Source organism: Sphingomonas sp. F9_3S_D5_B_2, from assembly GCF_054263715.1.
Window position 1 is genome coordinate 293,330 of sequence record NZ_JBSZFB010000001.1, and the last position, 26,534, is coordinate 319,863.

26 protein-coding genes and 1 tRNA gene are annotated in these 26,534 nt (G+C 64.7%); 13 read left to right on the plus strand and 14 right to left on the minus strand.

The features are described 5' to 3' along the window. Positions 1 to 32: 32 nt before the first annotated feature. The gene (locus ACUXST_RS01375; protein WP_458388163.1) at positions 33 to 773 is read left to right on the plus strand and encodes a Bax inhibitor-1/YccA family protein; all 741 of its coding nucleotides are present in this window, start codon (positions 33 to 35) and stop codon (positions 771 to 773) included. Positions 774 to 857: 84 nt separating this feature from the next. Continuing rightward, entirely contained in the window at positions 858 to 2,615 is a 1,758-nt protein-coding gene (locus ACUXST_RS01380) for a right-handed parallel beta-helix repeat-containing protein (RefSeq protein ID WP_458388164.1), read from the plus strand. 2 nt (positions 2,616 to 2,617) lie between these two features. Here the strand turns inward: ACUXST_RS01380 and ACUXST_RS01385 are convergent, their stop codons facing one another. The 6 genes from ACUXST_RS01385 to ACUXST_RS01410 all read right to left on the minus strand — a co-directional run bounded on the left by ACUXST_RS01385 (position 2,618) and on the right by ACUXST_RS01410 (position 10,087). Next, positions 2,618 to 3,253 (minus strand): glutathione S-transferase family protein, encoded by a 636-nt coding sequence (locus ACUXST_RS01385; protein ID WP_458388165.1) that lies wholly within the window; start codon positions 3,251 to 3,253, stop codon positions 2,618 to 2,620. Between the two features lie 35 nt (positions 3,254 to 3,288). Continuing rightward, positions 3,289 to 3,801: a CinA family protein gene (locus ACUXST_RS01390; RefSeq protein WP_458388166.1), complete on the minus strand. Its 513-nt coding sequence runs from the start codon at positions 3,799 to 3,801 to the stop codon at positions 3,289 to 3,291. An 8-nt stretch (positions 3,802 to 3,809) separates the two neighbouring features. Then, positions 3,810 to 5,519, minus strand: coding sequence for a M1 family metallopeptidase (locus tag ACUXST_RS01395; RefSeq protein ID WP_458388167.1), 1,710 nt, complete (start codon positions 5,517 to 5,519; stop codon positions 3,810 to 3,812). 53 nt (positions 5,520 to 5,572) lie between these two features. After that, complete coding sequence (locus ACUXST_RS01400; RefSeq protein WP_458388168.1) at positions 5,573 to 7,261, minus strand: M28 family metallopeptidase; 1,689 nt, start codon at positions 7,259 to 7,261, stop codon at positions 5,573 to 5,575. Between the two features lie 149 nt (positions 7,262 to 7,410). Beyond that, entirely contained in the window at positions 7,411 to 9,750 is a 2,340-nt protein-coding gene (gene clpA, locus ACUXST_RS01405) for an ATP-dependent Clp protease ATP-binding subunit ClpA (RefSeq protein WP_458388169.1), read from the minus strand. A gap of 136 nt (positions 9,751 to 9,886) precedes the next feature. Continuing rightward, positions 9,887 to 10,087 carry a DUF1192 domain-containing protein gene (locus ACUXST_RS01410; protein ID WP_458388170.1) on the minus strand — a complete coding sequence of 67 codons (201 nt, stop codon included), beginning with the start codon at positions 10,085 to 10,087 and terminating at the stop codon, positions 9,887 to 9,889. Positions 10,088 to 10,156: 69 nt separating this feature from the next. Here ACUXST_RS01410 and ACUXST_RS01415 point away from each other — a divergent pair, with 69 nt between their 5' ends. The 9 genes from ACUXST_RS01415 to tgt all read left to right on the plus strand — a co-directional run bounded on the left by ACUXST_RS01415 (position 10,157) and on the right by tgt (position 17,029). Then, positions 10,157 to 11,137: an NAD(P)H-quinone oxidoreductase gene (locus tag ACUXST_RS01415; protein ID WP_458388984.1), complete on the plus strand. Its 981-nt coding sequence runs from the start codon at positions 10,157 to 10,159 to the stop codon at positions 11,135 to 11,137. Positions 11,138 to 11,256: 119 nt separating this feature from the next. Then, positions 11,257 to 11,946, plus strand: coding sequence for a cell cycle transcriptional regulator TrcR (locus ACUXST_RS01420; RefSeq protein WP_458388171.1), 690 nt, complete (start codon positions 11,257 to 11,259; stop codon positions 11,944 to 11,946). A 41-nt stretch (positions 11,947 to 11,987) separates the two neighbouring features. Then, positions 11,988 to 12,236, plus strand: a complete 249-nt coding sequence (locus ACUXST_RS01425; RefSeq protein ID WP_458388172.1) for an exodeoxyribonuclease VII small subunit — start codon at positions 11,988 to 11,990, stop codon at positions 12,234 to 12,236. Next, positions 12,226 to 13,140: a polyprenyl synthetase family protein gene (locus ACUXST_RS01430; protein WP_458388173.1), complete on the plus strand. Its 915-nt coding sequence runs from the start codon at positions 12,226 to 12,228 to the stop codon at positions 13,138 to 13,140. The genes ACUXST_RS01425 and ACUXST_RS01430 overlap by 11 nt, the downstream gene beginning before the upstream one ends. 1 nt (position 13,141) lies before the next feature. Beyond that, positions 13,142 to 13,630 (plus strand): pantetheine-phosphate adenylyltransferase, encoded by a 489-nt coding sequence (gene coaD, locus ACUXST_RS01435; RefSeq protein ID WP_458388174.1) that lies wholly within the window; start codon positions 13,142 to 13,144, stop codon positions 13,628 to 13,630. Positions 13,631 to 13,720: 90 nt separating this feature from the next. Then, the gene (locus ACUXST_RS01440) at positions 13,721 to 14,290 is read left to right on the plus strand and encodes a peptidylprolyl isomerase (protein WP_458388985.1); all 570 of its coding nucleotides are present in this window, start codon (positions 13,721 to 13,723) and stop codon (positions 14,288 to 14,290) included. Then, entirely contained in the window at positions 14,290 to 15,321 is a 1,032-nt protein-coding gene (gene queA, locus ACUXST_RS01445; RefSeq protein ID WP_458388175.1) for a tRNA preQ1(34) S-adenosylmethionine ribosyltransferase-isomerase QueA, read from the plus strand. Before ACUXST_RS01440 ends, queA begins: the two co-directional genes overlap by 1 nt. After that, complete coding sequence (locus ACUXST_RS01450; protein ID WP_458388176.1) at positions 15,321 to 15,902, plus strand: hypothetical protein; 582 nt, start codon at positions 15,321 to 15,323, stop codon at positions 15,900 to 15,902. Before queA ends, ACUXST_RS01450 begins: the two co-directional genes overlap by 1 nt. Beyond that, positions 15,899 to 17,029, plus strand: coding sequence for a tRNA guanosine(34) transglycosylase Tgt (tgt, locus tag ACUXST_RS01455; RefSeq protein WP_458388177.1), 1,131 nt, complete (start codon positions 15,899 to 15,901; stop codon positions 17,027 to 17,029). Before ACUXST_RS01450 ends, tgt begins: the two co-directional genes overlap by 4 nt. Positions 17,030 to 17,038: 9 nt before the next feature. On the opposite strand, the gene yghU is transcribed toward tgt, so the two are convergent. From yghU to ACUXST_RS01470, 3 genes are all read right to left on the minus strand, one after another. Next, the gene (gene yghU / locus ACUXST_RS01460; protein ID WP_458388178.1) at positions 17,039 to 17,908 is read right to left on the minus strand and encodes a glutathione-dependent disulfide-bond oxidoreductase; all 870 of its coding nucleotides are present in this window, start codon (positions 17,906 to 17,908) and stop codon (positions 17,039 to 17,041) included. Between the two features lie 72 nt (positions 17,909 to 17,980). Further along, positions 17,981 to 19,366 (minus strand): DEAD/DEAH box helicase, encoded by a 1,386-nt coding sequence (locus tag ACUXST_RS01465; RefSeq protein ID WP_458388179.1) that lies wholly within the window; start codon positions 19,364 to 19,366, stop codon positions 17,981 to 17,983. Between the two features lie 98 nt (positions 19,367 to 19,464). Further along, positions 19,465 to 19,941 carry a hypothetical protein gene (locus tag ACUXST_RS01470; RefSeq protein ID WP_458388180.1) on the minus strand — a complete coding sequence of 159 codons (477 nt, stop codon included), beginning with the start codon at positions 19,939 to 19,941 and terminating at the stop codon, positions 19,465 to 19,467. 152 nt (positions 19,942 to 20,093) lie between these two features. Between ACUXST_RS01470 and ACUXST_RS01475 the strand changes: the two genes are divergently transcribed. Further along, positions 20,094 to 20,885, plus strand: a complete 792-nt coding sequence (locus ACUXST_RS01475; RefSeq protein WP_458388181.1) for a SapC family protein — start codon at positions 20,094 to 20,096, stop codon at positions 20,883 to 20,885. A gap of 6 nt (positions 20,886 to 20,891) precedes the next feature. On the opposite strand, the gene ACUXST_RS01480 is transcribed toward ACUXST_RS01475, so the two are convergent. Further along, entirely contained in the window at positions 20,892 to 21,833 is a 942-nt protein-coding gene (locus tag ACUXST_RS01480; protein ID WP_458388182.1) for an N-formylglutamate amidohydrolase, read from the minus strand. Positions 21,834 to 21,836: 3 nt separating this feature from the next. Here ACUXST_RS01480 and cpdR point away from each other — a divergent pair, with 3 nt between their 5' ends. Beyond that, a complete protein-coding gene (gene cpdR / locus ACUXST_RS01485) occupies positions 21,837 to 22,214 on the plus strand; it encodes a cell cycle two-component system response regulator CpdR (RefSeq protein WP_458388183.1) in 378 nt (125 codons plus the stop codon). 66 nt (positions 22,215 to 22,280) lie between these two features. On the opposite strand, the gene ACUXST_RS01490 is transcribed toward cpdR, so the two are convergent. From ACUXST_RS01490 to ACUXST_RS01505, 4 genes are all read right to left on the minus strand, one after another. Continuing rightward, a tRNA-Val gene (locus ACUXST_RS01490) sits at positions 22,281 to 22,355 on the minus strand. 62 nt (positions 22,356 to 22,417) lie between these two features. Further along, on the minus strand, positions 22,418 to 23,704 hold the full coding sequence (locus tag ACUXST_RS01495; protein WP_458388184.1) for a Coenzyme F420 hydrogenase/dehydrogenase, beta subunit C-terminal domain: 1,287 nt from the start codon (positions 23,702 to 23,704) through the stop codon (positions 22,418 to 22,420). A 106-nt stretch (positions 23,705 to 23,810) separates the two neighbouring features. Continuing rightward, entirely contained in the window at positions 23,811 to 24,881 is a 1,071-nt protein-coding gene (locus tag ACUXST_RS01500) for a polysaccharide pyruvyl transferase family protein (RefSeq protein ID WP_458388185.1), read from the minus strand. Between the two features lie 47 nt (positions 24,882 to 24,928). Continuing rightward, a complete protein-coding gene (locus ACUXST_RS01505) occupies positions 24,929 to 26,458 on the minus strand; it encodes a CpaF family protein (protein ID WP_458388186.1) in 1,530 nt (509 codons plus the stop codon). Positions 26,459 to 26,534: the final 76 nt, after the last annotated feature.

A 26,534-nucleotide genomic window follows, 5' to 3' on the forward strand; every position in this document is an offset into this window, starting at 1 on the left:
GGCGGGCCCTTCGCCCGCCGAGAGGAGAAGAGATGGCCAATTGGCAAGACCCGCGCACGACTGGCGTGAACACCGCCACGGTCGGTGTTCCGCGCGCCGCCCGCGATGCGGGCCTGCGGTCGTACATGCTATCGGTTTACAACTACATGGCGTCGGGCGTGCTGCTGACCGGCATCATCGCCCTGCTGTTCAGGCCCTACGCAGGGCAGGTTCTGGTCAATCGCGCCGGCACGGGCATGAGCCCGATCGGCTGGATCGTGATCCTGTCGCCGCTCGCCTTCGTTTTCGCGATGAGCTTCGGCGTCAACCGGATGAAGACCTCGACGCTGCAGATGCTCTTCTGGGGCTTCGCGGCGGTGATGGGCCTGTCCATGTCGACACTGTTCCTCGCCTACACGGGCGTTTCCATCGCGCAGACGTTCTTCGCGACGGCAGCAGCTTACGTCGGCTTGAGCCTCTACGGCTACACGACGAAGCGCGACCTCAGCGGCTTCGGCACGTTCCTGATCATGGGCGTCGTCGGCTTGCTGGTTGCGATGCTGATCAACATGTTCCTGCAGTCCAGTGCCATGGCGCTGGTAATCAGCGGGATCGGCGTCCTGCTCTTCGCGGGCCTCACGGCTTACGACACACAGCGGATCAAGAGCCTGTACTTCCAGGTGCAGGGCACGGACATGCTCGGCAAGACCGTGATCATGGGCGCGCTTCAGCTCTATCTGGACTTCATCAACATGTTCCAGTTCCTGCTGAGCTTCATGGGCAACCGCCGCTAAAAAGCGCAGCACAGACAAGCGAAAGGGCCGGGGGGCAACTTCCGGCCCTTTTTCTTTGGGCAAGGCGGTGTGTAGTCATTCGGCATGCCAATCCCCGCCTGCCTCGCTGCCGGAGCGCTTGCTGTCGCAAAGCCGACGCCGGCGACCATGGCGGCGGTGCCGGTGGCGGAGCTGCGCGGTCGTGGAGCGGCCGTCCCGTTCACGGAGTATGAGGCCGAGAACGGATGCTTCGCGGGAACGCTGATCGGTCCCTCGCGAGCGCTCTACGACATCGCCGCGGAAGCTTCCGGCCGCCGCGCCGTGCGCCTCGAGACTGCTGGCCAGTTCGTCGAGTTTACGCTCGCGAAGCCGGCGAACGCCGTGACGGTGCGATATGCTGTGCCGGACTCGTCAGACGGCAAAGGCCGCGATGCGACGCTCGGGATTTATGTCGGCGCCGAACGAATTGGCTCGTTGCAGCTGACCTCGCGTTACAGCTGGTTCTACGGAGCCTATCCGTTCACCAACAACCCGCTCCAGGGTCGGCCACATCACGTCTTCGACGAAACGCGGCTACTTCTGGGCCGAGTGCTTCCGGCGGGGACGAAGGTACGGATCGCGACCGGCGCCGCAGATCGCTCGCCTTGGTACGTGGTTGACCTCGCCGACTTCGAGCTGGTGCGCCCGCCGCTTGCCCGCCCCGCGCATTCGGTAAACGTCACCGATTTTGGCGCGGACCGCATCGGCAAGGTGGAAAGCTCCGGAGCGTTCAGGTCCGCGATCGCCGCCGCGAGGAGGCGTCGGCAGCCGCTGTGGATCCCCCCCGGGACCTACCGCCTCGACCGCCATGTTACCGTCGACCAGGTGACGATCACAGGCGCCGGCCCCTGGTACAGCGTCCTTCGCGGCAACGGCGTGGGACTGTATGGCCGCTCGGCCCACGGCGGGTCGACAAATGTCCACCTGTCCGACTTCGCGATCATCGGCGAAGTAGGCGAACGCAACGACCGCGTGAAGCTTGCCGCTGTCGGAGGTCGGCTTGGCGGCGGTTCTACGATCCAGGACCTCTGGCTGCAGCATCACAAGTCGGGCGTGTGGCTCGACGGGCCGTCGGACCGGGTGACAATCAGCGGGCTGCGCATCGTCGACAACAGCGCCGATGGCATCAACCTGCGGCGCGGTATTCGCCGCGCCCGCATCGAGGATGTTTTCATCCGCAACTCAGGCGACGACGGCATCGCGCTGTGGTCGCACCATGCGGCTGACGCGAATGTCACTATCGCGCACAACACGATTGTCGCGCCGACGCTGGCGAACGGCATTGCCATTTACGGCGGCCGCGACATCCGCGTTGCCGACAACGTCGTTGCGGACACCCTGACGCAGGGCGGCGGGATGCATCTCGGCAATCGATTCGATGCGGTTCCGCTTTCGGGAACGATCAGCCTGGCCACCAACCTTCTGCTGAGAAGCGGAAGCTTCGATCCGAACTGGAACTTCGGCGTGGGGGCGCTGTGGTTCTACGCGCTCGACCGGCCGATTGACGCCAAGATCCAAGTCTCCGGAACGGAGCTGATCGATAGCACGATCGAAGCCATCCAGTTCATCGGCAAGCCGATACGCTCGGTTCGCTTTTCGGATACAGTGATCGATGGGGCGGCAGACTGGCTGCAAGTGCAGAGCGCAGGGCACGCGTCGTTCTCAAACCTGCTTGCCCGCCGACTGGAACGGCAGCCGTATGCGCGGTGCCACAGCGAATTCACGATGGCGACCGAGCATGCGGCGCCAGGGCTTATCCGACCTTCCGACCAACTCTGCGGCCGTTTGGATGCGAAGACCCTCGGGCGTCGGCTCGCCCAGTAGACTCAGGCGGGCTGCGGCTGCGCGGGTTGCGCCTGTGCCTGGGCCTGATCGTCGATCTCCCCAGCGCGCTTGTAGGCTTCGCGGGACTGCAGGCGGTCGGCGTACCGGGCGAAGCTGTCGCGCTTTTCGACCAGCCCGAACTGCATCGGAAACATCAGCTGTGATCCGACGTAGACGTCGGCCGCGGTGAACCGATCGCCGCAGACGTAGTCGCGGCTGGAAAAGAGGTCGTCGAGGACTCCAATCGCGCGGTCGAATGTGCCGTAGCCGAACATCCGCTCGCGCTCCGGTGTCGGCTCCCAACCCATGGCCTTGTTCGAGACCGCGGCTTCGATCGGACCGGCGGCGAAGAACATCCACCGGTAGTAGTCCGCCTTCTCTTCATCGCGCGGCGAAAGTCCGGCCTCCGGAAACACGTCGGCAAGGTAGGTGCAGATCGCGGCGCATTCGGTGACCGTGCGATCGCGGTGCTTGATGGCCGGCACTTTGCCCATCGGATTGACCGCGCGGTACCGATCGGACTTGATGTCGGCGTAGTCGACAATCTCGGTGTCGTAGGGCTGCCCGATCTCCTCGAGCATCCAGCGGACGATGCGGCCGCGGGACTGCGGGTTGGTGTAGAATGTCAGATCGGCCATCGCGCGTTCCCCTCGAAGCTGAGCAACGCGGAAGTCTAGGCTTGTTCGAGCGCTGCCTCCAGCATTTCGAGCATCGCCTTGAGCGATTCCACGCGGATCGCGCCGCGTCCGCGCGGACCGAAATGCGCCTCACGGTGAACGGTCGCGCCGTCGCGCCGCGCAAGCGCGAAATGGACGAGGCCTTGTTCGCAGCCTTCTGCTGCAGGTCCTGCAAAGCCAGTTACTCCGACTGCCAGGTCAGCCTTGGAACGGGCGAGGGCGCCTTCAGCCATGGCGCGGGCCACCACCTCCGACACGGCCTCATTGTGGTTGAGGAGCGTAGGGGGAATCCCCAGCAGCTCCGTCTTGGCTTCCTTGCTGTAGGTCACGAAGCCGCGATCGAAGCCGTGGCCAGCGCCATCGATGTCCGTCAGCAGCGCCGCGAACATGCCTCCCGTGCAGCTCTCCGCAGTCGCGACCTTGAGGTCCTGGTCACAGACGCGGCGCATCAGGACTTCGGCCTTGGCATCGAGTTCGTCCGGCAGCGCGGGGCTGAGTGTTTCGGTCATCGAGTGGCTCAACTCGGCCCGTAAGGCTTCGCTCCCGCTGGATCGTCACGGAAACGGTCGATCGCGTCGGACTGCCGCAGTACGACGCCGTCCGGATCGACTGTGACGAGGCTGTTGGCCGAGGGCAGGGCGACTTCGCCGCGTCCGCTGGTCATCGGCACAGTCTGCCGCTTGCCGTCGACGAGGACGTCTAGCGGCATGGGGAACGGCAGCCCGCGGGGCGTGCGCCACTGCAGCATCAGCCGATTGCCTAGACGCGTTTCGACGAGGCGAGGAAGTGCTGCCTGGCGCAGATAGACGTTGAAGAACCAGCGCAGGTCACGATGCGACTCCTGACTTGCCAGCGCGACGAACTCGTTCGTGGAGCCGAAGCGCGGCCGGAAGTTGCCGGGCCGCGGATCGGGCCGCCCGTAGACCAGCCGCCGCGTCGCACGCCAGAATGCGTCGTCTCCAATCATGCCGCGCAGCGTGTGGAGCACCCAGCTGCCCTTGTAGTAGATGTCGTTCGCCGGCCCCTTCGCGGGGTCCGAAACGTCGCTTTCGATGGCATGACGTCCAGAAACGACGGGGTGCTTGTTGGCGATCTGCTGGCGCTGTTTGAACATCGCCGCGTCGTAGCCCAAGCGCCCGCTCAGCCAGCCGACGGTGAGCGGCTGCATGTAGCTTGCAAAGCCCTCGTGCAGCCACATGTCGTCCCAATCGGCATTGGTCAGCTGGTTGCCGAACCATTCGTGGCTGAACTCGTGATTGAAGAGCCAGTCGTACCCTTCCGGCGCGGCCTTGTAGGCATTTCCGTAGGCGTTGATCGTCTGGTGCTCCATGCCCAGGTGCGGCGTCTCGACAACGCCGACCTTCTCGTCGCCGAAGGGATAGGGGCCGATCGTCGCTTCGAAGAAATCCACTGTCCGGTCCATCTCGGCGAGCAGCGCCGTGGCCTGCTTCTCCTCGCCCGGGAGATACCAATATTGAATGGGGAAGTGGTTGCCGAAGCGGCTCTGGTGAATTTGCCATGCCAATTCATACGGCGCGACGTCGATCGCAACGGCGTAGTTGTTCGGGTGAGAGGCTCGCCAGTTCCAGCAGGTGCGCCCGTCGGGAAGACGTTCGACGCCGAGCAGGCGCCCGTTAGACGGCGCTGACAGACCCTTGGGCGCGATGATGTGCTGCGTCACGGTGCCCACTTCGACGCGGCTGTTGTCGAAGCACGGCCAGAACAAGTCGCAGCCCTCGCCTTCGACAGCGGTGGCGACCCACGACCGACCATCTCTCGTGTGTGCCCACACGAACCCGCCGTCCCAGGGCGCGTGTCTAGCGACGTGAGGTCGGCCGCCATAGGTGATCGCAAGCGAAAGACGCTCTCCCGCGCGCTTCGGCTGCGGTATACTCACGGTGACAAGCCCGCCGTCGTTGCGCCATGCCGATGTGTCGAGCGGACGCCCGTCTGCTTCGAGAGCGCTGATCGGCAGCTCGGGGTCGAGATCGAACTGCAACTTGCTGATCGGTGCTTTGACGAGAAAGCCGAGTACCGCCCGCCCCTTCAGGCGGTGGCGTTGCGGAAGAATCTCGAAGGTCAGATCGGCGGTCTGAAAATCAACCGATTGCTGTTCCGCGCTCAGCGGCAGTCCGGTCTTCGCAGTGCGGCTGGCGAGTTCACGTTCGCCGCCGTGCGCCGCCCACATGATGCCCCCAAGCACGAGTGCGAGGACCGCGAGGATCACCCAAGGCTGCCAGTCCCGCCCGCGCTCATCCCCAGTTACTTGGCTTGCTCCGTTCAACCGCGCTCCCCTTTTCTGCCAGCAGCGGGCGCTTCAGTGCGTTCACTAGCGGAGCGGTCGCGCGCTGCCCGGAATTCGCTGTCCGTTCCCCAGTTCGGCCAGGCGCGCGAGTTCGCGAGTTGCTCGCCGACGGCATGAAGCATTGCGGCATCCTGTGCGAGACCGCTGAAATCCCATTGCGGCGACCATTCATCGCTCGGCTGGTGATAGTGCTTGGTGACGTATTCAGCAGCGAGGGCCTCGCCGCGGGCGACACCCCCATTGGCGAGGTCATTGCCCGAATCGAAGCTCACCGCCGGCACGCCAACTTTGGCGAACGAGAAATGGTCGGACCGGAAAAAATGGCCGGCTTCGGGATGCGCGTCGGGGACGAAGGCCCGGCCCTGACGCTTCCCCTCGGAGATGAGGTCGTCGACGAGGTCGAGCTTGGCGCTGCCGGACATCGAGAAGTTACGGCTCGGACCCCAGACGTTCATTGCGTCCGTGTTGAGCACCCCAACGGTCTTGCCGAGCGGATAAAGCGGGTGGGTCGCGTAATATTGGGAGCCGAGCAGGCCTTTTTCCTCCGCCGTGACCGCCAGGAACACCACCGAGCGCTGCGGCCGGAGGCCATGGGCGAACGCGCGGGCCTGCTCGATGATCTGCGAGACGCCCGTCGCGTTGTCTACCGCGCCATTGTAGATGGTGTCGCCGGTCGCATCGGGCTTGCCGATGCCCAGGTGATCCCAGTGCGCACTGTAGATGAGCGTCTCGTCGGGATAGCGGCTGCCAACGAGTCTTCCGACGACATTGTGGGACGTGATCGTCGCGACCTTCGCCGTCAGCGCCGCGGAGAGGCGGGAGCGGAGATCGACCGGCTGGAAGTTCCTCAGCCGGGCGGCCTGCCGCAGCCGGTCGAAGTCCAGTCCCGCGTTGCGGAAGAGCTTGACCGCGGCATCGCGCGTGATCCACGTCTCGAAGGGTGTATGGGCGGCGACGGCGTCCTGGCGAACGATGTCGAACTGCGTGTTGGTGTTGCTGTTCTTGACCGTGTTCCAGCCATAGGAAGCTGGCGCGGTCTCGTGGACGATCAGGACGCCGGCGGCGCCGCGCTTGGCCGCTTCCTCATATTTGTACGTCCACCGGCCGTAGTAGGTCATCGCCTTGCCGCCGAAGTCGCCATCGCCGCCCTCGAAATCGGGGTCGTTGATCAGCTCGACGAGCATCTTGCCGCGGACATCCTGCCCCTTGAAATCGTCCCACTGCCGTTCCGGCGCGCTGACTCCGTAGCCGACGAAAAGCAGCGGGGCGCCGTTGATGGTGACGGACGATTCGCCGTTAAGGGGTGCGCGGACCGAGATGTCAGCGCCCTGGACAAGCGCGATGGGACCGGCAGGAGTGGCGATTGTCACTGCAGGGCCGTCGACGATGTCGGACTTCAGCAGGGGCACGGCTTGGGTCCAGGCGCGCTTGCCGTTGACGACGTCGCCACCGGGTTGGAGTCCGGCGGCACGGAACTGCGCAGCGATGTAGGCGACGGTCTTCGTCTCGGCGCGCGTCGCCGGGCCGCGTCCCTCGAAAGCGTCAGAGCCGAGCGTCTGGACATGTTCGGACAGCCGGGCCGGATCGAACCCACCGATCGGCGCCGCAACTGCGGAAGCCGTTACGAACAGGCTCACTGCGGCGAGCGAGCGAAGTGCCTTCATGACGATCTCCCGTGATTCACACCGCAGAGGCGTAGTCAGGCGATCGTAATGGGTGAAGCCCCGTTCGGAAATGAACGCGGCACATGAAGAAGATGCTCCCCCTCAGGAGGAGGGAGAGCATCTCTTGAGTGCTTGCTTCGGCTTGCGTGCTATTCCGCCGGAGCGTCGCCAGCAGCGTCCTTGGCAGGAGCCTTCGACTTCGTGCTCTTGCCCTTCGCCTTCGCGGCCTTCGGAGCTGCGGGCACGATCTCGAACGCCGGGGCATTGTCCTTGATTCGGACCTTGACCTCGCCTCCGTTGACCAGCTTTCCGAACAGCAGTTCTTCGGCCAGCGGCTGCTTGATCTTCTCTTGCACCAGACGGCCCATCGGACGCGCACCGTACAGCTTGTCGTAACCACGGTCCGTGAGCCACTGACGTGCCTCGTCGTCCAGCTCGATGTGCACGCCACGATCGGCAAGCTGCAGCTCGAGCTGCAGGATGAACTTGTCGACGACGCGGGCAACGACGGCCGGCGGCAAGTAGCCGAAGGGCACGACGGCATCGAGGCGGTTACGAAATTCCGGCGTGAACATCTTCCGGATCGCGTCCTCCTGGACGTCCTCGCGGCTGGATGCTCCGAAGCCGATGCTTTCGCGGGCCATGTCCGACGCGCCGGCATTCGTCGTCATGATCAGGATGGTGTTCCTGAAATCGACAGTCTTGCCGTGGTGGTCGGTGAGCTTCCCGTTATCCATCACCTGCAGAAGGATGTTGAACAGGTCGGGATGGGCTTTCTCGATCTCATCGAGCAGCAGGACGCTGTGCGGCTGCTGGTCGACTGCATCCGTCAACAGACCGCCCTGGTCGTACCCGACATAGCCCGGAGGCGCGCCGATCAACCGGCTGACCGAGTGACGCTCCATATACTCGGACATGTCGAACCGCTGCAGCGGAATGCCGAGGACGGACGCGAGCTGACGCGCAACCTCGGTCTTGCCGACGCCGGTTGGACCCGAGAACAGATAGTTGCCGATTGGCTTGTCTGGCTCACGCAGTCCTGCGCGGCTGAGCTTGATCGCCGAAGCGAGCTTCTCGATCGCCAGATCCTGCCCGAACACGACACGCTTGAGGTCCGCCTCGAGGTGCTCCAGGACGCGCTTGTCGTCGCTCGAGACGCTCTTGGGCGGAATACGCGCCATCGTCGCGACGACGGCCTCGATTTCCTTGCTCGTGATGATCTTCTTGCGGCGGCTCGGCGGCACCAGCATCTGCATTGCACCGACCTCGTCGATCACGTCGATCGCTTTGTCCGGAAGCTTGCGGTCGTGGATGTACCGCGCCGACAGCTCCACCGCCGACTTGATCGAGTCGGGCGTGTAGCGGACGCTGTGGTGCTGCTCGAACGCAGAGCGCAGGCCGGCGATGATCTTGATCGTGTCTTCGACCGTCGGCTCGTTGACGTCGATCTTCTGGAAGCGCCGCAGCAGTGCGCGGTCCTTCTCGAAGTGGTTGCGGAACTCTTTGTAGGTCGTCGAGCCGATGCAGCGGATCGCGCCGGAGGAGAGCGCTGGCTTGAGGAGGTTCGATGCATCCATCGCGCCGCCGGAAGTCGCGCCGGCGCCAATCACCGTGTGAATCTCATCGATGAACAGCACCGCGTGCGGGAGCTTCTCGAGCTCGGACACGACCGACTTCAACCGCTCCTCGAAGTCGCCTCGGTAACGGGTGCCGGCGAGCAGCGCGCCCATGTCGAGCGAGTAGATGACGGCCGGCTTCAGTACGTCCGGAACGTCACCCTCGACGATCTTGCGCGCGAGGCCCTCGGCGATCGCGGTCTTGCCGACGCCCGGATCACCCACATAGAGCGGGTTGTTCTTTGAGCGGCGGCAGAGGATTTGAACGGTCCGGTCGACTTCGGACATGCGGCCGATCAGCGGATCAACCTTGCCGGCCTTGGCCTTTTCATTGAGGTCGATCGTGAACTGCTTGAGCGCGGACTCCTTTTTGCCGGACTCCTTCTCGCTCTTCTCTTCGGCACCTTCGGGCGCACGAGTCTCGGCCGGGGTCTCACCCTTGCCGACGCCGTGGCTGATGTAGGTAACCGCATCGAGTCGGCTCATGTCCTGCTGCTGCAGGAAATAGACCGCGTAGCTCTCGCGCTCCGAGAAGAGCGCAACGAGCACGTTGGCCCCGGTCACCTCGTCGCGACCCGACGACTGAACGTGCAGGATCGCCCGCTGGACGACTCGCTGGAAACCGCTCGTGGGAGTTGGATCGGTCGCGCTGTCGGCAACGAGCGCGCCGAGTTCATGGTCGAGATACTGCTTCACGCTGGCGCGAAGCTCGTCCCGGTTGACGCCGCAAGCAGTCATCACCTTCGACGCATGATCGTCGTCGATCAGGGCGATGAGCAGATGTTCAAGGGTCGCATACTCGTGCCGGCGGCGGCTGGCTTCCCCCAAAGCATTATGGAGGGTCTGTTCGAGTTCGCGAGCGAAACTAGGCATTTAGCTGGGTACTCCTACCCGCGAAGGAGGCCCGCGGGCTTTGATTGGAATGTCATATGTCCGAACGCGGCAATCAAGAGCCGTGGTCGGGCTTTTCCCCAGTTATTGCTATGAATGCTCGAGGAGGTCCTTCGTTTCAGGACTTCTTGAATAGCTCTTCGGCAACGGAGCGGTGATCCTGCGCCCGCCGCATGTGGGCTTCGACGCGCGCGATCTCCGCCTTCAATGCTTCGATGCGTGCCTGCAGTTCGTCGACAGACATCGGGTCCAGATCTTGTTTGGCAAGCTCCACCAGCGGGTCGCCGGGCTTGCTGGGGAAGAGGTCTTCCAGGTCCACGAGCTGAAACGTTGACCCTCCGCCGTGGCAAGTCAATAACGCGCCGCCGTGGCAGCCCTCCCATCAACGATGAAGGCGGTGGTCGCCTCGAACGAGAGCGGGACCGACGGACTCGCGATCGTCGAGAGGCCAGTTCCGAAGCCCGGTCCGGACGAAGTGCTGGTTCGGGTTGCCGCGGCAGGCGTCAACCGTCCCGACTTACTGCAGCGTCGCGGCAACTATCCGCCGCCTCCGGGCGCTCCAGACATCCTCGGGCTCGAGATCGCGGGCATTGTCGCTGAGGCGGGGCCCGGTGCCGGGCATCTCTCGGGGCAGAAAGTCTGCGCGCTCATCGCCGGCGGCGGCTATGCGGAATATTGCCTCGCGCCCGCCGGAACGTGCCTGCCGGTCCATCCCGGCCTGACGATGGCGCAGGCGGCGGCGATGCCAGAGACTTTGTTCACCGTCTGGGTGAACCTGTTCGAGCGAGGATTCGCTGCGGATGGCGACTGGGTCCTGGTCCATGGCGGCACGAGCGGAATCGGCACGATGGCGATCGCGCTCGGCAAACTGTTCGGGATCAAGGTCATCGTCACCTGCGGCAGTGACTCCAAGTGTTCGCGGGCCCTCGAAATTGGTGCGGCGAATGCGATCAATTACCGGACGAGCGACTTCGTGGAGGAAGTGCGCTCGCTGACAAGAGGCTGTGGCGTCGCCGTGGTTCTGGATATGGTCGGCGGCGATTATCTCCCGCGTAACCTCGCGTGCCTCGCCGATGACGGTCGGCATGTCTCGATCGCATTCCAGCGCGGTCCGAAGGCGGAAGTTACACTGCCCGAGATTATGCGCCGCCGGCTGACCCTGACCGGATCGACGCTCCGGCCGCGGTCGGTAGAGTTCAAGACGATGGTGGCGGACGAGATCGCCAGGACGGTGTGGCCCTATGTCGAGGGCGGCCGGCTCCGGCCGGTGATCGACAGCACCTTCGCGCTGGCCGACGTCGCGAAGGCGCACGCCCGCATGGAGAGCGGGGAACATGTCGGGAAGATCGTTCTGGAGGTCGCCCGCTAGCGACTCTAGAGCCTTGCCCCGCAAGCTGCCTACGGTTACATCGCCGCCAAGCCGGCCGCTCCGAAAGGGGCGGCCCATTTCGTTTTAGAACCCGGAGAATTCCAGTGGCCCAGCCCCTGATGCCCCACGCGACCGCCGCCTGGCTGGTCGACAACAGCTCGCTGACCTTCGAGCAGATCGCCGAATTCTGCGGCCTCCACATTCTGGAGATCCAGGCGATCGCCGACGACACCGCAGCAACCAAGCTGACCGGCCGTGATCCGATCCGCGCCGGCGAGCTGACGCACGAGGAAATCGAGAAGGGCCAGGGCGACCCCGAATACAAGCTGAAGATGCACAAGGCGCCCGACGAAGTGCGCCGCACCAAGGGCCCGCGCTATACGCCGGTGTCCAAGCGTCAGGACAAGCCGGACGGAATTGCCTGGATCATCCGCAATCACCCGGAAGTGACCGATGGGCAGATCAGCAAGCTGATTGGCACCACGCGCACCACCATCGCGGCAATCCGGGACCGGAGCCACTGGAACATGGCCAACATCACGCCGAAGGATCCGGTGACGCTTGGCCTGACGACTCAGCGCGAGCTCGATGCGGCCGTTGCCAAGGCGGCGAAGGCCGCCGGCGCTGCCGCGCCTTCGGACACGCGTCTGGAAAGCGACCGCGAGGCACTGCTGGAGCAGCTCCGCACCGAGCGTGAGCAGCACATCCGCGACGCTGAGGCCGCTCTCGCCGATGCCGGTGACGACGCCCTGCGAGATGAGATCGTGCCTGGGATCCGCGATCCCTTCAAGAACACGCCGATCTCGTAAGCCGCCTTGATTCGCTGCAGCGCGAGGCTCAAACATCCACCATGGAAGCTGCCGAGACGGACGTCAGCCAGTTGAGCTTCGAAGCAGCGCTTACGCGGCTCGAAGAAATCGTCCGCACGCTCGAGAAGGGCGAAGCGCCACTCGATCGTTCGATCGAGCTCTACCAGGAGGGCGATCGGCTGAAGCGGCACTGCGAAGCGCGGCTGCGAGACGCGCAGACCCGGATCGAGCAGATTGCGTTTGGTGCCGACGGCCGCCCGTCGGGCGTCACGCCGTTCAATGCCGATTGAGACGATCGACCGGCTCGGAAGCGAGCTGGAGGCCGAGGCTGCCCGCGTGCAGGCGGAAGTCGACGCGTTCTTCGCGCGGCTGCTCTCATCCCCCAACGACGCACGCGAGCGCCTTTATGAGGCCATGCGCCACGCAGCCATCGGCGGCGGCAAGCGGCTTCGGCCACTGCTGACGGTGGCAGCGTCGCGCCTATTCGCGATCGAGCCCGAGCGTGCTCTGAGGGTCGGCTGCGCCATCGAAGCGCTCCACGTCTACTCCCTCATTCACGACGACCTGCCGTGCATGGACAATGCAGAGCTGCGCCGCGGCAAGCTTACGGTGCACAAGGCGTTCGGAGACGCCGAGGCGGTCCTCGCCGGCGACAGCCTGCACGCGCTGGCCTTCGAGATCCTCGCGGACCCCGCAACGAACGAAGACCCGTGGGTGCGCGCCGACCTGGTGCTCGCACTTGCCCACGCCGCCGGCCCGTCCGGAATGGCGGGGGGCCAGATGATGGACCTGATCGCGGAAGGGCAGGCCTTGGACCTGCCGGCGATCACGCGGCTCCAGCAGCTCAAGACCGGCGCTCTGATCGAATATGCCGTGGAGGCCGCGTGCATCATGGCGAAGCTGCTTCCCGAGGGACGCACCCCGTATCGCGGCTACGCGCGCAACATCGGTCTGGCATTCCAGATCGCCGACGACCTCATCGACTACAGCGGCGATGAAGCTGCTGCCGGCAAGCCGACCGGCCGCGACGCGCATGCCGGCAAGGCGACCTTCGTTTCGTTGCTTGGGCCGGAGCGGGCGCGACAACAGGCTGACTTGCTGGTCGCGCAAGCTATCGAGCACCTGGCCGAGCACGGCAGTGAGGCGGACCTGCTGCGCGCCATTGCCCGCTTCGCGATAGAAAGAGACCGTTGAGATGAAGATCGCAGTCTATCCGGGCACGTTCGATCCGATCACGCTCGGCCATCTCGACATCATCCGGCGCGGCACTCACCTGGCCGACAAGCTGGTCGTTGGAGTCACGACCAATCCGTCCAAGGAGCCGATGTTCTCCGTTGCCGAGCGAATGGCGATGGTGCGCCGCGAAGTGACCGACTTGCCGGGCGCAATCGATGTCGTTGAATTCGACTCGCTTCTGATGGACTTCGCCGAGGCGCAGGGCGCGACGATGATCCTGCGCGGCCTGCGTGCCGTCGCGGACTTCGAATATGAGTTCCAGATGGCCGGCATGAACCAGCAGCTGAACGCCGACATCGAGACGGTCTTCCTGATGGCCGACGTGTCGCTGCAGCCGATCGCGTCGAAGCTGGTGAAGGAAATCGCGCGGTACGGCGGGGCCATCGGCAAGTTCGTCACGCCGGCGGTTGCGGAGGACGTGCGCAATCACCTGAACGGCGGCCGTTAAGGCTGGCGTCAGCGCATCGCTTCCACTAGCCGGTGCGCGCAAGCGGAGGGTAGATTCTTCATGTTTTCGAAAGCCGTGTTCGCACTGCCGATGGTCGCGCTCACATTGGGAGCCGCTGCACCGCGGGCCGCCGCGCCCTCTGCAACGCCAAGCATCGTCGCGCCCGCGGAGATCACGGCCAATCCCGCCAACCACCTGTTCCTGCAGTTGTCGAACGGCAAGACCGTGCAGATCGTGATGCGGCCCGACCTTGCACCGCACCATGTCGAGCGGTTCCAGACGCTGGTCCGCCGCGGCTTCTACAACGGGCTCAAATTCCATCGTGTCATCGCCGGGTTCATGGCCCAGAGCGGCGATCCGAAGGGCGACGGCAGCGGCGGCTCTGATTTGCCCGATCTCAAGGCCGAATTCACCGGCATCCCGTTCCTCCGTGGGATGTTCGGCGCCGCCCGCTCCGAAGCCGCCGACTCAGCGAACAGCCAGTTCTTCATCATGCTCGGGCGGACCTCCTCGCTCGACGATAAGTACACGGTGCTCGGCCGCGTCGTCGCCGGGATGGATGCCGTTGACGGGATCGCGGTGGGTGAGCCGCCGGCAGAGCCGACGACGATTGTTCGCGCGTGGCTCGGCGACGCACCGGCTCCCGCTGCCGGCGGCTGATGCGCGTCGACCTTTTCGACTTCGACCTTCCGCCTGACCGAATTGCCCTAAGACCGGCTCGTCCGCGCGACAGCGCGCGGTTGCTGCTCGTCGAAGGTCATGAACTTGCGGACAAGGTCTTCACCGATCTTCCGCAGTTGCTGCAGCCCGGCGACGTGCTGGTGTTCAACAATACCAAGGTGATCCCCGCCCAGCTCGAGGGGAGGAGGGGCGACGCGAGCATCGGCGCGACGCTTCACAAGCGAGAAGGCCCGCGCGAGTGGCGGGCCTTCCTGCGCAACGCCAAGCGCGCGCGGCCCGGCGAAAGCATCGACTTTGGCGAGGGCGTTGTGGCATCCGTGGTGGACAAGGCCGAGGATGGGTCGGCGCTCCTGCACTTCCACGGCGACGAGCCGGTCGAGCTATTGCTGGAACGCGCCGGAACGATGCCGCTCCCGCCCTACATCGCCTCTCGGCGGGAGGTCGATGCGAGCGACCGCGACGACTACCAGACGATGTTCGCGCGGGAGGAAGGGGCCGTCGCTGCCCCCACGGCAGCATTGCACTTCACACCAGCGTTGCTCGAAGCGCTCGATGCCCAAGGGGTGGGGCGCGAGACGCTGACGCTCCACGTCGGCGCCGGGACTTTCTTGCCCGTCAAGGCGGAGGACACCTCAGCGCACAAGATGCATGCCGAGTGGGGACGGATCGATGGGGCGACTGCCGGACGGCTGAACACGGCTCGCAAGGCGGGCGGCAGGCTGATCTCCGTGGGCACGACGAGTCTGCGGCTGCTCGAAAGCGCGACCGACCCAGACGGCGTGATCCACTCGTTCGAAGGGGACACGGCGATCTTCATCACGCCGGGGTACCGCTTCAAGGCGGTTGACGGGCTCATCACCAACTTCCACCTGCCTAAGTCGACGCTTTTCATGCTCGTCAGCGCGATGATGGGGCTCGACGTCATGCAGTCAGCCTACGCGCATGCCATCGCCGGCGGCTATCGCTTCTACTCGTACGGCGACGCGAGTTTGCTGCTACCTCCGCGCTGATGGAGCAGCACCTCCTCCTGTTTCTGATCGTCTTTGGCGTGAACCTGCTGCCTGCGTTCGGTCCGCCAACCTGGTCCATCCTCGTTGTCTATCGGCTAAATTCGGACATCCAGACGTGGGTTCTCGTGCTGATTGGGGCGACGGCCGCGGCTGCCGGGCGGTACGTGCTGGGAACGGCGTTCTGGCACCTCCGCAGCAAGCTTTCCGAAAAGACTCGCAAGAACCTGGAGGCGGCTCACGAGGCGCTAGAGCGCCGCAAGCGGAATACCGTCATCGCTCTTGGCCTTTTCGCGCTGTCGCCGCTGCCCTCCGCCCAGCTGTTTGAAGCGTCGGGCCTGGCAGGCGTCCGGCTACTCGGTTTTACGGCGGCGTTCTTCGTCGGGCGGCTGATTTCGTACTCGGTTTATGCCTATACCGCCGAGCGCATCAGCGAGACGAGCATGGGCGACGCGCTTCGCGGCGGCTTTAGCAACCCGTGGCTGATCGGATTGCAGGTCGGGCTGATCATTCTCCTGGTGCTGATGGCACGGATCAATTGGGCCAGGCTGCTCGGCGGCGGCAAGTCCGGAGGCGCCTCGTGACACGCTTCCAGTTCAGCATCGGGGCCACAGACGGAGAAGCGCGCATCGGCGTCATCGCCATGCAGCGCGGCGAGATCCGGACGCCGGCGTTCATGCCGGTCGGCACGGCAGCTACAGTGAAGGCCATGCGCCCCGAGGAAGTTAGGGCAAGTGGCGCCGACATCATCCTTGGCAACACCTATCACCTCATGCTTCGGCCAGGCGCGGAGCGCGTGGCAAAGCTTGGCGGGCTGCACCGGTTCATGGGCTGGAAGCGCCCGATCCTCACCGACAGCGGCGGCTACCAGGTGATGAGTCTCAGCGAACTCACGAAGGTGACAGAAGAGGGAGTCTCGTTCGCAAGTCACCTGGACGGCTCGCGCCACATGCTAAGCCCTGAACGATCCGTGGAGGTGCAGCGGCTGCTCGGCTCCGACATCGTGATGCAGTTCGATCAGCTCGTCCCCACGACTTCAACCCGCGAGCAGCAGTTGGACGCGATGGAACGCTCCATCCGCTGGGCGAAGCGGTCGCGGGAGGAGTTCGATCGCGGCGGCGATCACGCCGATCGCGCGGCCATCTTCGGGATTCAGCAAGGCGCCTTGGATGAAGGGCTGCGGCGCCACTCCGCCGAGGCGCTGATCGACATCGGCTTCGATGGCTATGCAGTCGGCGGCCTTGCAGTGGGCGAGGGGCAGGAGGCGATGCTCGGTTGTCTCGACTTCGCCGCGGGCATGCTGCCGGCGGCCCGCCCCCGATACCTGATGGGCGTCGGCAAGCCAGACGACATCGTCGAGGCCGTTGTGCGCGGTATCGACATGTTCGACTGCGTGCTGCCGACGCGCTCGGGGCGGACGGGGCAAGCGTTCACCGCTGACGGTCCAATCAACCTTCGCAACGCGCGCTTTGCGGAAGACCGCCAGCCAATCGAGCCTGGTTGCGATTGCCCCGCGTGCACCACGTTCACGCGCGCTTACGTCCACCACCTCGTGAAGTCGGGCGAGATCCTGGGTGCCATGCTGATGACCCAGCATAACCTGTGGTTTTACCAGCAGCTGATGCAGGGCTTGCGGGACGCGATCTCGGCGAGGAAGCTGGCGCCGTTCGCGAACAGCTTTCTCGATCGGTACCGCGCCCGTTCCGCCTGAAGGCTCTCGCTACTCGGCGGGCTCCAGCTGATCCTGCGTCCTCAGTTCGAAGTCGCTGGCGTCGTGCCGTTCGTGGAGCTGTTCCGATGCGTCGCCGGTCAGCTTGTTGACGATGCGTCCGCGCTTGACGGCCGGACGAGCGTCGATCTGCTTCGCCCAGCGCCGGAGATGCTCATATTCGTGCGTGGCGAGGAATTCGTCAGCGCCGGCGTAGGTCTTGCCGAGCGCAAGCTGTCCGTACCACGGCCAGATCGCGATATCGGCGACGCTGTACTCGTCCCCGGCCACGTATTCATTGTCAGCGAGCCGGCGGTTGAGAACGTCGAGCTGGCGCTTTGCTTCCATCGCATAGCGGTTGATCGCATATTCGATTTTGACCGGCGCATAGGCGAAGAAGTGGCCGAAGCCGCCTCCAAGGAAGGGCGCGCTGCCCATCTGCCAGAAGAGCCACGACAAGGTTTCGGCGCGTGCTGGACCGCATGACGGCAGGAACTCACCGAATTTCTCGGCGAGGTAGACGAGGATCGCTCCGGACTCGAACACCCGGACCGGCTCCGAGCCGCTGCGGTCCACGAGGGCAGGGATCTTGGAGTTCGGGTTGATGTCCACGAACCCGCTTGAGAACTGGTCGCCTTCGCCGATGCGGATCGGCCAGGCATCATATTCGGCGTCGGCGTGGCCCTTGGCGAGCAGCTCCTCGAGCATGATCGCGGCCTTCTGCCCGTTCGGCGTTGCAAGCGAATAGAGCTGGAAAGGGTGCTTGCCGATCGGCAGCGCCTTGTCGTGCGTGGGGCCGGCAACAGGGCGGTTGATGTTGGCGAACTGGCCGCCGCTGGGCTGCTCCCAGGTCCAAACGCTGGGCGGTACGTAGTCGGTCATTGCTGGCGTCCCTTTCGATGAGGAACGCGAGCTAGGAAGCGCCCGGAGGCCTTTCCAGTGTCAGGCCTGTAACTACCCGGCGCTCACGGACAGGAAGCTGGGCATCGGCCCGTTCCACTCGTCCTTGATGTCCTCGACGACCGGTGAGCGCTCTGCGGCGGCCGCCGGCTCGGTCCGGGGCTTTGGCTCCTGCTCCGGTTCGCGCGTGCGCTCGGCCTTCTGCCGTGCAGGGGCTCTACGGGTGGGCTTCTCAGCAACGGGCGGCTCTTCGGGCCCGGGGGCCTTACGCTGCCGCGAGGGCTCGCGACCCTTCTTCGCCTCGGGTGCGGGCTCCGGCGCAGTCTCGGGCCCAACCGCGCGGCCGATCTTGTGCCCGATGAGCTTCTCGATGCGCGAAACCGCTTCCGCGTCCTCACGGGTGGCGAGGGTGATTGCGATGCCCTTCATCCCCGCTCGGCCGGTCCGGCCAATCCGGTGGATGTAGTCGTCGGGCTGCCATGGCACGTCGAAATTGATGACGTGACTGACGCCCTTCACGTCCAGGCCGCGAGCAGCGACGTCGGAAGCGACCAGGATCGTGATCTCGTCATTCTTGAAGCGGTCGAACTCGGCGATACGATCCGACTGGTCCATGTCGCCCTGGATCTGCCCGACGGCGAAACCGGAGCGCTTCAGGCCGGTGGCGAGATCGCGGACCGTCGTCTTGCGGTTCGAGAACACGATCGCGTTCTTGAATTCCTCGTGACGGAGGATGTCGCGCAACGCGTCCTTCTTCTTGTCCGGACGGACTTCTATCAGCCGCTGCTCGATATTGACGTTAGCGGTCGCCGGACGGGCGACTTCGACGCGCTTTGGGTTGTTCAGGAATTTCTGGGCCAGCTTCTGGATCGGCGGCGGCATGGTCGCCGAGAACAGCAGCGTCTGGCGCGACGCCGGAAGCTTCGAGCAAATCTCTTCGATGTCCGGGATGAAGCCCATGTCGAGCATGCGGTCTGCCTCGTCGATGACCAGCAGCTCGCAGCCGTTCAGCATGATCTTGCCGCGGCCGAACAGGTCCATCAGACGGCCGGGCGTGGCGATCAGCACGTCGACACCCTTCTCGAGTGCCTTGATCTGGTCGCCCATCTGAACGCCGCCGATCAGCAGGGCCATCGAGAGCGGATGGTACTTGCCGTACTTCTCAAAGTTCTCCGAAACCTGCTGCGCGAGCTCGCGCGTCGGTTCGAGGATCAGCGAGCGCGGCATGCGCGCGCGGCTGCGGCCCTGGTGCAGGATGTCGATCATCGGCAGGACGAAGCTTGCCGTCTTGCCGGTGCCGGTCTGGGCGATCCCGATCAGGTCCTTGCCCATCAGGACGCTCGGGATGGCGGCGCTTTGGATCGGCGTCGGTTCACCGTAGCCGCTGTCGCCAACGGCGCGGAGCAATTCGTCAGAGAGGCCGAGGTCGGCGAAAGTCATCCAGGATCCGGAAATGAGTGGTGGGCGTCCGCTCGCATCGCAGCTGCCTCACAAGAGTGCAGCGCTATGCTGACGGGGCGCAAATTGTCAAGGAAGCGCTACCGTTTCAGCTTTGGAACGAGCCACTTCAAATGGTCGATGCTGCAGCTGCCACCCATGCGCGAGTGGATCGCGTCGCGGTGTGCGCAGAGCTTGTCGTCCTGCGGCTGAAGGTAAAAGCCGCCGTAGAAATCGAGGGCCGGGCAGTCTTCGTCCAGATGGGCCCGAACGCGCCTGTGGTCGGCGAGGATGAAGTCCACCTGCTGCGGGGCCGAGAGCAGCGCATGACGGATCCCTCCGATCGGGATGCACTTCGCGCCCTTCTTCTCGGTCCAGTCCATGGCGGGGAACATCGGACGCGGCTGAAGCGGAACGCGGACGACAATCTCGTCCTGTACGACGAGCCGGGTAACTGTGGTGCCGAGCGGGCCGGGCGCTCCGAACACGCCGAGCAGCAGCGGCAACCAGCCAAAAAGGCTTACCGGGATCATCGACCGCCCATCCGCATCGGCGCTTCGCAGCCAACCGTTGAACATTGAATGAACTTGCTGCTCGTGAAGGGGCGCTCGACAACGGGGGGCAGGGACGGCGGCTTGCCTAAACGGCGATAGGTTAATAGAGGCCAGCCCCACATCGTCCCGGCGAGCTTTGAAGGCCTGTAAGTCCGGACTCCAGGAGATATCTCGCAATGGCGACTGCCGCGCCGACCCAGAGCCTGCCGCTGTTCTACAACTCCGTCGTGCCGCTCAACGCGACCCAGCACGGCACCATGAAGGTGCGGCCGATCGAGAAGTCTGCGGCGATTGGCGCGACCCACGCGATTCCAGTGACGGTGGATGAGTTCGGTCTTATCCAGCGCCACTATCCGATCGTCTTCTCGGTTGGAGATATGCCGGTCCCCCTCGCTCTGATGGGCCTGAATGAGGGCGCCAACGTATTTCTCGACGCTGATGGCCGGCCGCTCGATCCGACGGTCTACATGCCGGCTTACATCCGTCGCTACCCGTTCTTGCTGGCGCGGCTGAACCCGCAGAGCGACGAGCTCTCGCTGGCGTTCGATTCCACGTCTGGTGCGGTCGGCGATTTCGAGCAGGGCGAGCCCCTGTTCGACGGCGACCAGCCGAGCGCCGCGACGAAGGCCATCCTCGAGTTCTGCGAGCAGTTCGAAACCGCCGGACAACGGACGACCGCGTTCATCGAGGACCTGAAGAAGACGGGACTGCTGATGGATGGCGAGGTTGCCATCCAGCCGGAGGGTTATGACCAGCCGTTCGTCTACCGTGGCTTCCAGATGATCGACGAGGAAAAGCTGCGGGAGATGCGCGGCGACGAGCTTCGCAAGATGAACCAGAACGGCATGCTGCCGCTCATCTATGCGCACCTGTTTTCGCTGGCCCAGATGCGCGACGTGTTCGCTCGCCAGATGCAGCAGGGCAAGGCACCCGCCGCAGTTCAGCAGCCGGCGCCCGCCACCGCCTGAACCGGCTTATTCGGCGGCGGTCGCGAACCGCTGCCCAAGCAGGTGCTCGCCGAGCCTGACCGTCAGCGTCTCGATGAGGTGCGCGAGCCGGTCGAACCCGGGACCAGGCTCGCGAAGGCTCTCGTCGAGATAGAGGCTACGGTCGATTTCGAGCTGCAGCGCATGGACGTTCCGCGCCGGGTTGCCGTGACGCTCGACAACGTGACCGCCTGCGAACGGATCGTTGAAGCCGACCTCGAAGCCGCAATCCCGGGCGACGCGCAGGGCTTCGCTGCTGACCCACCACCCTGAACTGCGGCCGCGGCGGTCGCCGAACACGATTTCCGGAACCCCGGCGGCCGGTGGCGGCATGGAGTGGCAGTCGAGCAGGAGCGCGCAGCCGAAGCGCTCGACGATCTGGTCGATCATCTCCTCGACGGCCCGATGATAAGGCCGGTGCGCCTGGTCGAGACGGTCACGAAGCTGCTCACGCCCGACTGCTCGCCGCCAGAGATAGCCATATTGTGGCGTGCGCGCTGGGATGATGCCGAGCCCGCCGCGGGCGCGGGCAGTCAGCCGTTCGCTTCTGCCGCCTTCGATGACCGACGGGTCGATCTCATCCTCGGCACGGTTGCAGTCCACAGCGGCGCGCGGCGTCCGGGCGATGACTGCGCCGACGCCGCTGTTGAGTGCCCGCCACGCGAGCCGGTCGACGAACGGGTCTTCGAGGCTTGCTAGCGCGCGATGACCGCCCGAGGCGAGGTCGAGCAGCCAATCGGGATAGTCGCGCCCCGAATGTGGCACGGATAGGAGCACGGGCAAATCGCCGCGCGGCATGTGGATCAGGGGTGGGGCAAGATTCATCACGGTTAAATTACGTACCAGATTAGGACGAGCGGTGAGGGGCTGCAACGCACGAGAACCTTCATTCGCTTCTGGCAAATCGTGTTCGTTCAGCGCATAAATCATCCCATGGCGAGAATCCTCCTGGCGGAAGACGATGGGTCAATGCGCGAGTATCTCGCCCGTGCCCTGCAGCGTGTCGGCTACGACGTGGTCGCGGTTGGCTGCGGCACCGAAGCGATGCCGCTCCTTGAAGCAGAGCGCTTCGACCTGCTGCTCACGGACATCGTGATGCCGGAAATGGACGGCATCGAGCTTGCGCAAAAGGCGAGTGCGATCGACCCGTCGATCCGCGTCATGTTCATTACGGGTTTCGCGGCGGTCGCTTTGCAGGGCGGACGCACGGCACCGGAAGCCAAGCTGCTGTCCAAGCCCTTCCACCTCAAGGACCTGGTTCTCGAGGTCGACCGCGTTTTCCAGACCGAAGACCAGCACGGCCGCCTCTAGGCGCTGCTGCGCGCGGCAGACAGCGCCGGGGCTCAACGCTCCGGGATGTATTTGAAAACGAGGGAATGGTGGGCGTGGCAAGGATTGAACTTGCGACCCCTGCGATGTCAACACAGTGCTCTACCACTGAGCTACACGCCCACCCAGGCGTGCGCATTTAGAGGGGGGTTCCGGCCCGCGCAAGGGCTGCTGGGCCTTCTCGGCTAACGCTCGGGCTGCGGCATGATCCGGTCGAACAAGCGGCCGAGCCGTCCCTGCGACCACGTCAGGGACTGATACAGTCGAAGCATCGTCCGCGCCCATCTCGTGTACAGCGTCGGCGCGCCTAGCTTCCGCGAGAGCCGCATCATGCGATGGCTCCAGCGCGCAACCGCGAACCGCATCCGGTAGACTAGTTTGCGCCTTAGCGGCAGCGCTGCCGACGGCTGCACGCGCTTGCGCGGCCGGATGCCGTGGCGGCGCCAGGTAAGACGATAGGCTAGACCGTCGCGGCGATGGCGAAGGCCCGCCGCCTGAGTCCGGATAACGAAGTCGGCGTCGACCGGATCGAGATGGAGCCGCCCCTCCGAGCGTGCCGCCTCGATCATCTGCTTCATCGCGGGCGTGCGGGCGATGACGACGTTGGTCCCGCGCCCGTCGCTCGAATAAGGCTCAAGCCAGGCGTCGCCGAACGCGATGTCCGCTGTCTCCGCGACGACGTCATCGCACATGTTACATGCGGAGTTCTGGAAGAAGCCGGCGCCCCAATCCCCGTCGGCAAGGTGCCACCAGTCCTGCTCGGCAGCTGTGCCGTCGCGTAGGTCGAGGTGAGCGCGGTACCAATTGGCGGGGCGGCTCTCGTCCTTGATCCGGTAATCCAGGGCGCGGACCTGCCTCACTTCGGTACCGAGCTGCCACGCGAAGCTCTCGACCATCGCAGCGCTCTTCATATGCCCGCAGAACAGGCCAAGCGTGTGCGTTACTCGCTCACGAATGAGGGGGTCGATCCGCCGGAGCAGGTGAATGGCTTTGATGAAGCAGGGGACGCCGACGACGGCGTAGCGGCCGGGCGAGGCGCGGATCCCCCGCAGGACGGTGGACAGTTCGATCGGATAGTAGCGCGACTTTGCGCCGGCCCCGAGCTCGTCCAACGAGCGCGACACGCGGTACTCGAAAAAACGGCCGGAAGTCGCGGGGTCGGCCGGACCGACGTGAGCCACGGCATCGACACGCCCGCTGCGCAGGAGTTCGGCCGCGACCCAACTCGTCAGCCCACCCGAGCTGCCGTTGCGGCGGAAGCCGGGCTCATCGGCATAGCCGACGTACGCCGTCTCGAAGCGGCCGATACGCGGCTCTCCTGCCGGAGCAGATGGGAAGCGGTCCGACGCAATCGCGTCCTCGTCTGCCGCCGCGGGCGAGAAGGGACACTGGGCCGAGAACCGCTCCGATGGGCGCCGGTACCAGTCAGCGGGCCCGTGCGGCTTCAGGAAGCCGTTCCTGTCCCACCGCATGTCCGCGCCGGCTTGCGATGCAGCGCAACTGCCGCAGCCGATACAGAGGCCGGAACTTACAACGTCCCGGGGGCTGACGAGCCGTTCGGCCGGCTTTGCCCGAGGGTCAGGAAAGGGCTGCATGGAGGAACGCCGCGGACTGCGTCCTGTACTCGTCGACCTTAACAGCCACGTGCGGCAGGACCGGCGTTTCGAGCAAGTCGGCGAGTTCCGCGTCGGGCGTCGCTTCGCTGACGATGCGGTGACCGGCACCAAGCTTTGCCGCAAGATCGGGGATCTTGATCGAGCGGTAGTCGCTCGGGGCGCTGGCCCAGGGCTTGCCGTTCAGCAGCGCGAAGACACAGCCGTGGAAGAAGTTGGTGACTACGGCGCGGGCCCCGGTCATCAGGCCGGCGAATTCTTCGGGACCTGCGCTCACCCGCTGCTCGTCTGCCCAGGCATTGCTGTAGCCGACGCTTACTAGCCGCGTTCCCGTCCGATCCGCCCAGCGTCGCACTCCAGTTTGCAGCCAATCCGGGAAGCCATGGCCGTACACGAGCGCGTAGTCGCCTTGCTCTGGGTCCTGCGCGCGTGCCACGTCGGCGAACTGCAGGCACGGATCGAGGACGATTGCAGGCTCGCGTCCGGTACCGTTCTGGACCAGGTGCCAGCTGTTGTGATCTCGGACCGAAAGTGCGGAGAACCGCTCGAGCTTGCGCGCCCAATCCGGGTCGATCCCGTGCCAGGCACTGTGGTTGCCGAAGCTGGCGGCATAGGACACGAGCCGGTCCGTCTTGATGCCGTCGCCAAAGAACAGCGGCTTGCTGCCGTACCAGGGGTGGCGGAAGTTCCAGACTTCGTCGCTGCCGACGACGATCGCGTCGTAACGGTCCATGGCTTCGGGCTCGTGGAGTGAAAAGGTCCGCGACATCGGCAAGGCCGCGATCGCGTCGGCGAACTTGCGCGTCTTGGCGCCATATTGGCGGAGCTCGTCCCGCGGCGTCCGCTCTGGGAGCTTCGGCTGGAAGGCGCAGCGTACCTCCGCCTTGCGGATGCACTTGCAATCGTGGTCGAGCAGCTCGGCATCATGGCCTTGCCGCTGGAGCCCCTCAACGAGGCAGCGCGCCTGCCAGTAGGAACCGTAGTTGATGCATTTGTGAAAGGTGAGAACACCAACCTTTTTGGAACGAGCCGTCATGCTCGCCCAATGCCTGCCCGATGGGGCGGTTCCGTTCTACAAAGAGCCTACAGGCAAGCTTCCAGATAGGGCTGGTCGAAGCCGTACTGCTTGGCCTTCTCGAGCGTGTACGGGCGCAGGCCCATCGAACGATATTCGCCTATGATCTTCCCGTCGGCGGTCTCGTCCAGATACTCGAACTTGAACAGCTCCTGGGTGACGATGACGTCGCCTTCCATTCCAATCACTTCGGTGACGTTCGTGGTCCGGCGTGAGCCGTCGCGGAGACGCTTGACCTGCACGATGAGGTCGACCGAGTCGGCGATCTGACGGCTGATGGCTTCCTTCGGTACCTTGATGTCCGACATCATCACCATGTTTTCCATACGCGCGAGGCATTCGCGCGGGGAGTTGGAGTGGAGCGTCGCCATCGACCCGTCGTGGCCCGTGTTCATTGCGGCCAGGAGGTCGAAACACTCCGAGCCACGAATTTCGCCCAGGATGATCCGGTCAGGACGCATGCGCAGCGCGTTGATGACGAGATCGCGAATGGTGATGGCGCCCTGGCCCTCAAGGTTCGGCGGACGGGTCTCCAGCGGCAGCCAGTGCGGCTGCTGAAGGCGGAGTTCGGCCGCGTCCTCGATGGTGATGACACGCTCGCCCGGGTCGATCATCTTCGACAGGGCGTTCAGCATCGTCGTCTTACCGGAACCGGTACCGCCCGAGATCACGACGTTCATGCGGCTGGCGCCGGCGATCTTGAGCACCGTCGCCATCTTGTCAGACATCGAACCGAAGTTCTTCATCATGTCGAGCGTGATCGGCTTTTCGGAGAACTTACGGATGGAGATGGCCGTGCCGCGAAGCGACAGCGGCGGGACGATGACGTTGACGCGGCTGCCGTCCTGGAGGCGGGCGTCGCAAAGCGGGCTGGTCTGGTCAATGCGGCGTCCGACCTTGTTCACGATCCGCTGGGCGATCTGGAACAGATGCTCCTCGTCGCGGAACTGGATGGTCGCGATCTCGAGCTTGCCCTTGCGCTCGACGTAGGTCTGGTCGGGGCCGTTGACCATGATGTCGCTGATGGCCGGATCGGCGAGAAGCTCTTCCAAGGGCCCAAGGCCGAGAAGCTCGTCGACGAGAACCTTCTCGAGGGCGAACTGTTCGCGGCGATTGAGCGTAATCTTCAGCTCGGCGAGCACTTCGCCGATGATCGGGCGGAATTCCTCGGCCAGCTCGTCCTTCGACAGGGTTGCGGCTGCTTCGGGGTCGACACGCTCGAGGAGCCGGGGAAGCACCTGCTCCTTGATCCGGTGCACGGAGGCTTCGAAGCCCTCCGCCTTGCTGCTGCCGGCTTCACCGCTGGCGTTCTGGCGAGCGGTCAGGCGATCCATCGCGCCGGCCGACGCTGCACTGACCGGTTCCGAGGGCAATGCCTCGACCGGAGGCGGCGTTAGCTCATCGAGCGGCGGAAACTGGTCACCACCGTCGAGGCCGCCCGGCACTGCTCCGCCGGGTCCGCCCTTCATTGGCTTGGCGACGCCGAAGCTCGGGCGTCCACCCCCGCTGATACCGCCCCGTTTGCCGAATGCACTCATGCTTTGCCGTCCCGATGCGGTTTCGCTTAGTCGGGGTGGTGAATACGGCTGAAACTTTTAGAAAAGCCTAACTTAA

Excerpts from the sequence above, each read along its gene's own strand:
- ACUXST_RS01375 (WP_458388163.1), top strand. The coding sequence starts at position 33 with ATGGCCAATTGGCAAGACCCGCGCACGACTGGCGTGAACACCGCCACG.
- ACUXST_RS01380 (WP_458388164.1), top strand. The coding sequence starts at position 858 with ATGCCAATCCCCGCCTGCCTCGCTGCCGGAGCGCTTGCTGTCGCAAAG.
- ACUXST_RS01385 (WP_458388165.1), bottom strand. The coding sequence starts at position 3,253 with ATGGCCGATCTGACATTCTACACCAACCCGCAGTCCCGCGGCCGCATC.
- ACUXST_RS01390 (WP_458388166.1), bottom strand. The coding sequence starts at position 3,801 with ATGACCGAAACACTCAGCCCCGCGCTGCCGGACGAACTCGATGCCAAG.
- ACUXST_RS01400 (WP_458388168.1), bottom strand. The coding sequence starts at position 7,261 with ATGAAGGCACTTCGCTCGCTCGCCGCAGTGAGCCTGTTCGTAACGGCT.
- clpA (WP_458388169.1), bottom strand. The coding sequence starts at position 9,750 with ATGCCTAGTTTCGCTCGCGAACTCGAACAGACCCTCCATAATGCTTTG.
- ACUXST_RS01415 (WP_458388984.1), top strand. The coding sequence starts at position 10,157 with ATGAAGGCGGTGGTCGCCTCGAACGAGAGCGGGACCGACGGACTCGCG.
- ACUXST_RS01420 (WP_458388171.1), top strand. The coding sequence starts at position 11,257 with ATGCCCCACGCGACCGCCGCCTGGCTGGTCGACAACAGCTCGCTGACC.
- ACUXST_RS01425 (WP_458388172.1), top strand. The coding sequence starts at position 11,988 with ATGGAAGCTGCCGAGACGGACGTCAGCCAGTTGAGCTTCGAAGCAGCG.
- ACUXST_RS01430 (WP_458388173.1), top strand. The coding sequence starts at position 12,226 with ATGCCGATTGAGACGATCGACCGGCTCGGAAGCGAGCTGGAGGCCGAG.
- coaD (WP_458388174.1), top strand. The coding sequence starts at position 13,142 with ATGAAGATCGCAGTCTATCCGGGCACGTTCGATCCGATCACGCTCGGC.
- ACUXST_RS01440 (WP_458388985.1), top strand. The coding sequence starts at position 13,721 with ATGGTCGCGCTCACATTGGGAGCCGCTGCACCGCGGGCCGCCGCGCCC.
- queA (WP_458388175.1), top strand. The coding sequence starts at position 14,290 with ATGCGCGTCGACCTTTTCGACTTCGACCTTCCGCCTGACCGAATTGCC.
- ACUXST_RS01450 (WP_458388176.1), top strand. The coding sequence starts at position 15,321 with ATGGAGCAGCACCTCCTCCTGTTTCTGATCGTCTTTGGCGTGAACCTG.
- yghU (WP_458388178.1), bottom strand. The coding sequence starts at position 17,908 with ATGACCGACTACGTACCGCCCAGCGTTTGGACCTGGGAGCAGCCCAGC.
- ACUXST_RS01465 (WP_458388179.1), bottom strand. The coding sequence starts at position 19,366 with ATGACTTTCGCCGACCTCGGCCTCTCTGACGAATTGCTCCGCGCCGTT.
- ACUXST_RS01470 (WP_458388180.1), bottom strand. The coding sequence starts at position 19,941 with ATGTTCAACGGTTGGCTGCGAAGCGCCGATGCGGATGGGCGGTCGATG.
- ACUXST_RS01475 (WP_458388181.1), top strand. The coding sequence starts at position 20,094 with ATGGCGACTGCCGCGCCGACCCAGAGCCTGCCGCTGTTCTACAACTCC.
- ACUXST_RS01480 (WP_458388182.1), bottom strand. The coding sequence starts at position 21,833 with ATGATTTATGCGCTGAACGAACACGATTTGCCAGAAGCGAATGAAGGT.
- cpdR (WP_458388183.1), top strand. The coding sequence starts at position 21,837 with ATGGCGAGAATCCTCCTGGCGGAAGACGATGGGTCAATGCGCGAGTAT.
- ACUXST_RS01495 (WP_458388184.1), bottom strand. The coding sequence starts at position 23,704 with ATGCGGTGGGACAGGAACGGCTTCCTGAAGCCGCACGGGCCCGCTGAC.
- ACUXST_RS01500 (WP_458388185.1), bottom strand. The coding sequence starts at position 24,881 with ATGACGGCTCGTTCCAAAAAGGTTGGTGTTCTCACCTTTCACAAATGC.
- ACUXST_RS01505 (WP_458388186.1), bottom strand. The coding sequence starts at position 26,458 with ATGAGTGCATTCGGCAAACGGGGCGGTATCAGCGGGGGTGGACGCCCG.